Consider the following 6,629-nt stretch of genomic DNA (forward strand, 5'->3'; position numbering starts at 1 on the left):
AACCGCCAATTCGCGGACGACGGCGCATGCGTGAAATGGCTTGACTGAGACGAACCCGTTACCGAAGCGTGATCCTAAGCGAGTACAGGTTCAAGGTATTGATGAGCGGCAATGATAATTGCCATGATAACGCAGCCGTCGAGACTTTCTATAAGACCACCAAGGAAATGTTGTTTAACGGCGCATGTGGAAGACACGCCGACAGGTTGAGACAGCTGTCTTCACATACATCAACGGCTTCTATAAGCCGCGCCGTCAGCACTCAGCGTTGGAAGGCAAAAGCTCCTGGACGTTCAAATGCCAGGTAGCCTAAACGAGCACTCGAAGCGGCACCAAACCGCGACAGGTCCACATCCGGAACCTAATGACCGCAATGCAGGCGTGAAGAGGAAGGAAAGCTTTGCTCTTTTGGCAGCGCTCGGAAAGTGCTGGCCCGGTCAGATGAACCACCCGCTCGCGGTGAAACGAGTTGTCACACAGGCAAACCCCAAGTGATCGATGCTAGGTTACCATCTTCAGCGCGGCTTCCGATGCCTGAAGAAAACCGTGCTTGATCAGGAAGGGGATCGTAGGCGCGCGATGCTCAGCATAATCCCCTAGATTCAGGTCGTCGTCTGCCTCGAAGCGTTCGACGCGCAGGCGCGTCTCACCGTGACGGATGCGGTTCTCGGCCAGCAGCTTGCGTTCGCGGGCCAAGACATTACCTGCGAACTTGTAGTGGCGCAGCAGTGCCGAAAAGTCAGTGCAGGTGACGCCGGATGTCGCATGCGGGTGCGGATGAGGCACTACCCCCCGCTCCATCTTGAACAGGGCGTGCTTGGTCAGGCAGCATTGCTCACCGAAGGCCGTCCTACGCAGGCCGCCGAATAGAAACCGGATGTCGGGATTGGTGGCGCGGTTGTGGTCCAGCAAGTCCTTCAAGAACTCACTGTCATAGGGTTTATCGGTGATATTCATGAGGCTGAAACGGTCGAAATGCCGCTCGGCCTTGGCGAAATCCATGCTGTCAGTGTCAGCAATTGGCCCGTCGTAGACCATGTCCAGCATCTGCGCGACCAGCGCTGTATGCCCGCGGGCCGTCATGCGGCGGGTCAGTTCGGGCAGGTCGATCCGATCCGACCCCGGATAGTCCAGCAGCTCATCGGGGTCGATCGCCAGCCGCCAGCCCCCCTTGAGAAACTTGGTATTGGCGAAATAGCGGATCTGGTTCTGGTGGTTGCGGAAATCGGCCGTGCAGCGAGCGATGGTGACATTGTCGAACCGTCTGGCGATCGAGATCGAATCATCGGTCGAGCCGTTATCGACATAGACGATATGCGAAACACCCAGCTTCAGATGATGACGAATATGATGGTCCAGGAAATAGCCTACATCGCGTCCGACGATCACCAAGGCCACCTGATCATCGGTCAAGCGCGTCATGGCAGGGCCGTGAATCGGCGTGATGCAGGCGCTGACCCTGCGATCGGCGGCGTGCTGGGCCAGACGACGGCTGATCCGCTTCCTGATGCGGAAAAGACTGGAAATGTTCATGGACAAAGACAATTTCTTGTTGAGGCCTTGGATGGCGGTGCCCGGCGACGGACGGAACAATTGCCCCGCGACAGCGGCCATGGCGGCAGAGGGTGGTCAGCGATGGCAGCGCGGTTCATCATTCCCGAGCAGGAGATTACACCCGCCTCTTGTGAGCCATCCCGCGTGCCTTGCCTAGTGCCAGGCGTGTAAAATTTACGACAATGCGGCCCGTGCCCACATTTTTGTGCTGATGTCTGGATCTTTCAGCAACGGGCGGGGTGACGCGCCGCGGTGATGGGTCTATGGGGCAAAGGTCAGGCTACTTTGAGAGAGACGTCGCGTGCATCCAAGAATGTTTTTCGGTGGTAACGGCCTGCGCGCGCTTGCGCTGCGGGGGACCGCGATCACCCTGGGCGGTACTGCCAGCCAGCAGATACTGCGGTTGCTGTCAAACCTGATCCTGACGCGCCTGTTGTTTCCTGAAGCCTTCGGGATGATGGCGCTGATCCAGTCCTTCACGGCAGGTCTGCAGATGTTTTCGGATCTGGGGCTGCGGCCCTCAATCATCCAGAGCAAGCGCGGTGAAGATCCCGATTTTCTCAACACCGCCTGGACGATCCAGATCATCCGGGGCATAGCCCTATGGCTGTTCGCCTGTCTGCTGGCCTGGCCCCTGGCTAGGTTCTATGGCGAGGAGCAGATCCTGTGGCTACTGCCGGTGGTGGGGCTGAACGCATTGATCACCGGGTTTTATTCGACCAAGGGGATCGTGGCCAACCGCAAGCTGCTTCTGGGTCGGCAGACGGTAATCGCCGTAGGCTGCCAGGTTATCGGACTGAGCGCGATGATCGCGATGGCACTGATCTGGCCATCGGTCTGGTCATTGGTCGTGGGTGGTCTGGTTTCCAGTTTGATCGGGGTCTGGGCGAACCATCGTTTCATTCCGGGGATGAGCAACCGCCTGCGGTGGGAACCCACGGCGGTGCGCGAGCTGATCGGCTTTGGCCGGTTCATCTTTTTCAGCACCATCGCGACCTATTTCGTGGGCCAGGGGGACCGGTTGTTTCTGGGTCGGACAATCAGCCTGGCAGATTTGGGGATCTATAACATCGCGTTTTTCCTAGGCGCTTTTCCAGGGATGCTGGGTGGTATGGTGGCCAACCAGATCCTGTTCCCGCTGTACCGCCAGCTGCCGCCTGCCGCCGACCGGCGGAATTTTACCAAGATCCGCAAAGCGCGCGACCTGGTCACCAGCGGACAGATGGTGCTCTATACCATCTTGGCCCTGGCGGCGGTGCCGCTGATCAATTTGATGTATGATGAGCGCTATGTCGCCGCAGGACCGATGCTGGTGGTGCTGGCCTTGGCGCAGCTGCCGGGAACCGTGCTGATCGGCAGCTCGCGGTTGCTGCTGGCGGTCGGAGATTCGCGGCGCTTTTCGCGGCTGGAGATCTTTCGGGGTTTCTTCACTTTGGCATTCATGATCTCGGCCTTCTGGCTTTGGGGAATCTTCGGGGTGTTGGTGGTGCCTGCCCTGCTCTTCTTGGTCACCTATCCGCTGCAGCAGTCCTATCTGGCGCGCTATGACGGAACGGACATCCCAAGGGACGCGGCATTCATGGCGCTGAGCGCGCTAATCATCGCCGTGGCAGTCTGGTTAAACTGGGACAGCCTTGCCGAGTTCTATCAGACTTCACGCATGCTGGCCCCCTCAGTGACCGGAAGCTGGGAGCCCAAGGCCATCTTCGCCCGCTGAGGGAGCAAGGCTGTCCCCGCCCGTCAGCCGATCCGGCGGGCAGGAACCCCGCCCATCACCGCGCCCGGCTCCACATCTCGACGAACGACGGCATTGGCGCCGATAACCGCGTCGTCACCGATGCGGATGGCACCGAGGATGACGGCCCCTGCTCCGATCTCGACCCGGTCCCCGATCACGGGCCGGTCCTGCAAAGCGTTCAGGCGGGCAATGCCGAAGGTGGTGTTTTGACGGATGGTCACGTCGTCGCCGATCCATTGCGCAACCAGGATCATACCGCCAAAATGCTCCAGCCGTACGCGTCGGCCCACCCTGACCGTGTAGGGCAGATAGATGCCCACCGATCGCGACACCCATCGGAACATGATCCGATAAAGCAGCGTCATTGGAATGCGCAGCAGCTTGGGCAAGCCCATCCGCCAATTGCCGATCCGGTGCCAGAACAGCGCCCAGAACCCTTCCGAGAACCAGTCACGGCCATGGGTTCGATAATCCTCGGCAATCAGCGCCCCAATGCCGATATCGGACGGGTTGGCATTGTGCGCACCCATCGAGGGTGCAAAGCGGGGATCTTCGTCGACACGGTCACTCCAGGTCATCGGCGCGCTCCGAACAGAAGCGGCTTCAGGACCAGCCGCGGAAAATCGCGAAAGAACCCCTTGGGCGCCCGCAAGTCCTGACCACGTAACCGCGCAAGGGGCGCATTGAGAGCCGCCCCGGCCATCCAGGCCAGACCCGCCCGGATGGCCCCGCCCCGGCCAGCAGTCTTGAGATAATAGAGCCTCCAGGATTCGTACCAATAGGCCGGGCGGGGCTTGCGCTGGCTCTGGCCGCTTTTCACGTCGGTCGCGGCACCTTCGGCATGGCTGATACGCGCCGCAGGTACATAAAGAATCTGATGGCCCGCACGGCGGATGCGCTTCATCAGCTCGACTTCCTCGTAATACAGGAAGAAATCGGGATCGAATCCGTCAAGCTGGCGCAGGACCGACATCCGGAACATTACCGCTGCCCCCGCAACCCAATCCACCGGGCCGTCCGGCTGATCGGGGGGCAATGGCACCAACCGGTTCTGAAATAGCCGCGTGATGGGACCGAAATTCATGGCCTGTGCGAATTCGCTGCGCGCCGAGGGAAAGCGGAAGGCCGCAGTCACCGCCTGACCCGAAGGCAGCGCGATCCCCGCACCCGCGGCTGCGGCGGCAGGCGTCGCATCCAGCCGGTCGGCCAAAATGGACAGGGCCTCGTTCTCCTGCGCCGCATCTGGGTTCAGCAGAAAGACGTAATCAGGCGCATCCGGGCGGTTCATCAGGGCATGGATGACAACATTGTTGCCTCGGCCAAAACCATGGTTGCTGACCTCCGGCCACAGCCGAACCCGGTCACCCCATCCTCTTTCCGCATGGCGATTGGCCAGGATACGCGCATCCCCTGCGGGAGAGGCATTATCGACGACATGAACTTGGACATGTCGGCCACCGTGATGGTGCGCCAAAACGCTTTCGATGCCGGCAGTGGTCAAATCAGCCGTGCCGTAGTTCACGATGATGACCGCGATGGATGGCATCGCGGAGGAAGAGGACGGCGTAGGGATCATGGGCAAGGTTCGCTTTCGAAAGATCGGACCTGAGCGTGATAGCCCAGATTGCCGGGCATCGCCCGACGAAACTGCGCAAAATCACACAAGTCTTTGCACGCTGCCCGTCCATCAGACATCTCGCATTTTGACCCATTCCAAAAAGGCGCGATCCGGGCTGCGCAAAAGCTTGCGTCCGCCAAGCACCCACCACCGTTGCCATTCGGCCTGCAATGCATGGACATCCGCACCGGGACATAACAGTTGCACCTCGTCCAAGATCTCGGAGCACAGATGCGGGCCATCGGCAGGATCAAGGATCGCCGCGCGGGCGGTCACGCGCAACAGGTCCCTTGATTCTTCGGCAAAGAGGTCATCGGGCATGCGGTTTTCTCGGATCAAATCGCGCAGCATGACCGGAACACCCGCAGCGGACTGGTGGAACCACTCTTCTTGGCCAGTACCGCGATCGAGACCATCCACTCGAACTGCCGTCCGCAGTGCTTGCGCGCCAGTTCGTAAATGCGCCGCTCCAAAGGTTTTCGCATGCGAAAATAATCCCGGCTGAGCGTCAGCACAGATCGCGACAGCACAGACTGGAACAACCATTCCGACAGGGTCACACTGACCGCGGAAATGCGCCCCCCACGGGCCCGGCGGACGATCTCCCAGCTTTCGATCAACCCGAACCCCGAGGTCACCTCGATTCCGCCAGTGGCAATATTGGTCGTGATGCGCGTTCCGGACAACCGTTCGAAGGCCTCGTGCATGCGATTGTATCCATCGCCGGAGGCTTCACGGTTCGTCGCCTGCAAAAGGTCGTGGGCCGTCAGCGTCAAGCGTCGTGACACAGTCTGACCGACATTCAACGCAGTCATTAGGGTCAGGATTCATAACCAATAGATGACGAGAGCCGCGAGGGCGATGGCTGAAAGGAACACCTTGGGGCATCGGTCATAGCGGGTCGCGACGCGCCTCCAGTCCTTGAGCCTGCCGAACATGATCTCGATGCGGTTACGCCGCTTGTATCTCCGCTTATCGTGTTTGATCGGCGTCTTGCGTTTCTTCCGGCCTGGGATGCAGGCACGTATCCCCTTGTCCTGCAACGCTTCTCTGAACCAGTCAGCGTCATAGCCACGATCCCCGAGTAGCCATTTGACGTTTGGCAGGCCACTCAGCAGGGCCCGAGCGCCGATATAATCGCTGACCTGTCCAGCGGTGACGAACAGGTCGATCGGTCGCCCCTGACTGTCGCAGATGGCGTGCAGCTTGGTGTTCATACCGCCTTTGGTTCGACCGATCAGGCGACCACGCCCCCCTTTTTGGCGGCCATGCTGGTCGCCGTTCGATGGGCCTTGAGGTATGTTGCGTCGATCATCACGGTCGTTTTCTCGCCGTGTTCCGCCGCCAGCCCGGCCATCATCCGCGCGAAGATGCCCTTTTCGCTCCAACGCTTCCACCGGCTGTAGAGCGTCTTATGTGGGCCATACGCGGCGGGCGCATCGCGCCAACGCAAGCCATTGCGATTGATGAAAATAATCCCGCTCAGCACCCGTCTGTCATCAACCCGGGGCTTCCCGTGCGACCTGGGAAAGAAAGGAGCCAGGCGCGCCATCTGCGCGTCGGTCAGCCAGAGGAGATCGCTCATGTCACCGCTCCGTTTTCGGAGGCGTGAATCACGCAGCGCAACAGAAATCAATGCATCCTGACCCTAAGTGTTTGATCCCACGGTTTGATGGTGTGATCCTTTCGAAGGAATGGAAGGATGCCCTATGGGACAAG

General features: G+C 59.9%; 5 protein-coding genes and 2 pseudogenes. 2 read left to right on the forward strand and 5 right to left on the reverse strand.

What is annotated here, in order from left to right:
• Positions 1–71: 71 nt before the first annotated feature.
• Positions 72–313, forward strand: a pseudogene (locus DKT70_RS18540) (IS3 family transposase); the annotation flags it as partial.
• A gap of 188 nt (positions 314–501) precedes the next feature.
• Here DKT70_RS18540 and DKT70_RS17165 read toward each other — a convergent pair.
• Positions 502–1,533 (reverse strand): glycosyltransferase family 2 protein, encoded by a 1,032-nt coding sequence (locus DKT70_RS17165; protein ID WP_158530147.1) that lies wholly within the window; start codon positions 1,531–1,533, stop codon positions 502–504.
• A gap of 334 nt (positions 1,534–1,867) precedes the next feature.
• Here DKT70_RS17165 and DKT70_RS17170 point away from each other — a divergent pair, with 334 nt between their 5' ends.
• Positions 1,868–3,271 (forward strand): oligosaccharide flippase family protein, encoded by a 1,404-nt coding sequence (locus tag DKT70_RS17170; protein WP_111560282.1) that lies wholly within the window; start codon positions 1,868–1,870, stop codon positions 3,269–3,271.
• Positions 3,272–3,294: 23 nt separating this feature from the next.
• On the opposite strand, the gene DKT70_RS18780 is transcribed toward DKT70_RS17170, so the two are convergent.
• The 4 genes and pseudogenes from DKT70_RS18780 to DKT70_RS17190 form a co-directional block, all read right to left on the reverse strand.
• Entirely contained in the window at positions 3,295–3,870 is a 576-nt protein-coding gene (locus DKT70_RS18780; protein ID WP_325048049.1) for a serine O-acetyltransferase, read from the reverse strand.
• Positions 3,867–4,868, reverse strand: a complete 1,002-nt coding sequence (locus DKT70_RS17180) for a glycosyltransferase (RefSeq protein WP_111560284.1) — start codon at positions 4,866–4,868, stop codon at positions 3,867–3,869. Before DKT70_RS17180 ends, DKT70_RS18780 begins: the two co-directional genes overlap by 4 nt.
• 111 nt (positions 4,869–4,979) lie before the next feature.
• Positions 4,980–5,737 (reverse strand): annotated as a pseudogene (locus DKT70_RS18860) (replication initiator protein A); the annotation flags it as partial.
• Positions 5,738–6,495, reverse strand: a protein-coding gene (locus DKT70_RS17190; RefSeq protein WP_111560285.1) for an IS5-like element ISPso2 family transposase whose coding sequence is annotated in 2 segments (ribosomal slippage) — positions 5,738–6,171 and positions 6,171–6,495 — 759 coding nt in all. Because the reading frame shifts where the segments join, the coding sequence is not laid out codon by codon here.
• Positions 6,496–6,629 lie beyond the last annotated feature (134 nt).

Source organism: Paracoccus sediminilitoris, assembly GCF_003259195.1.
GTDB lineage: Bacteria > Pseudomonadota > Alphaproteobacteria > Rhodobacterales > Rhodobacteraceae > Paracoccus > Paracoccus sediminilitoris.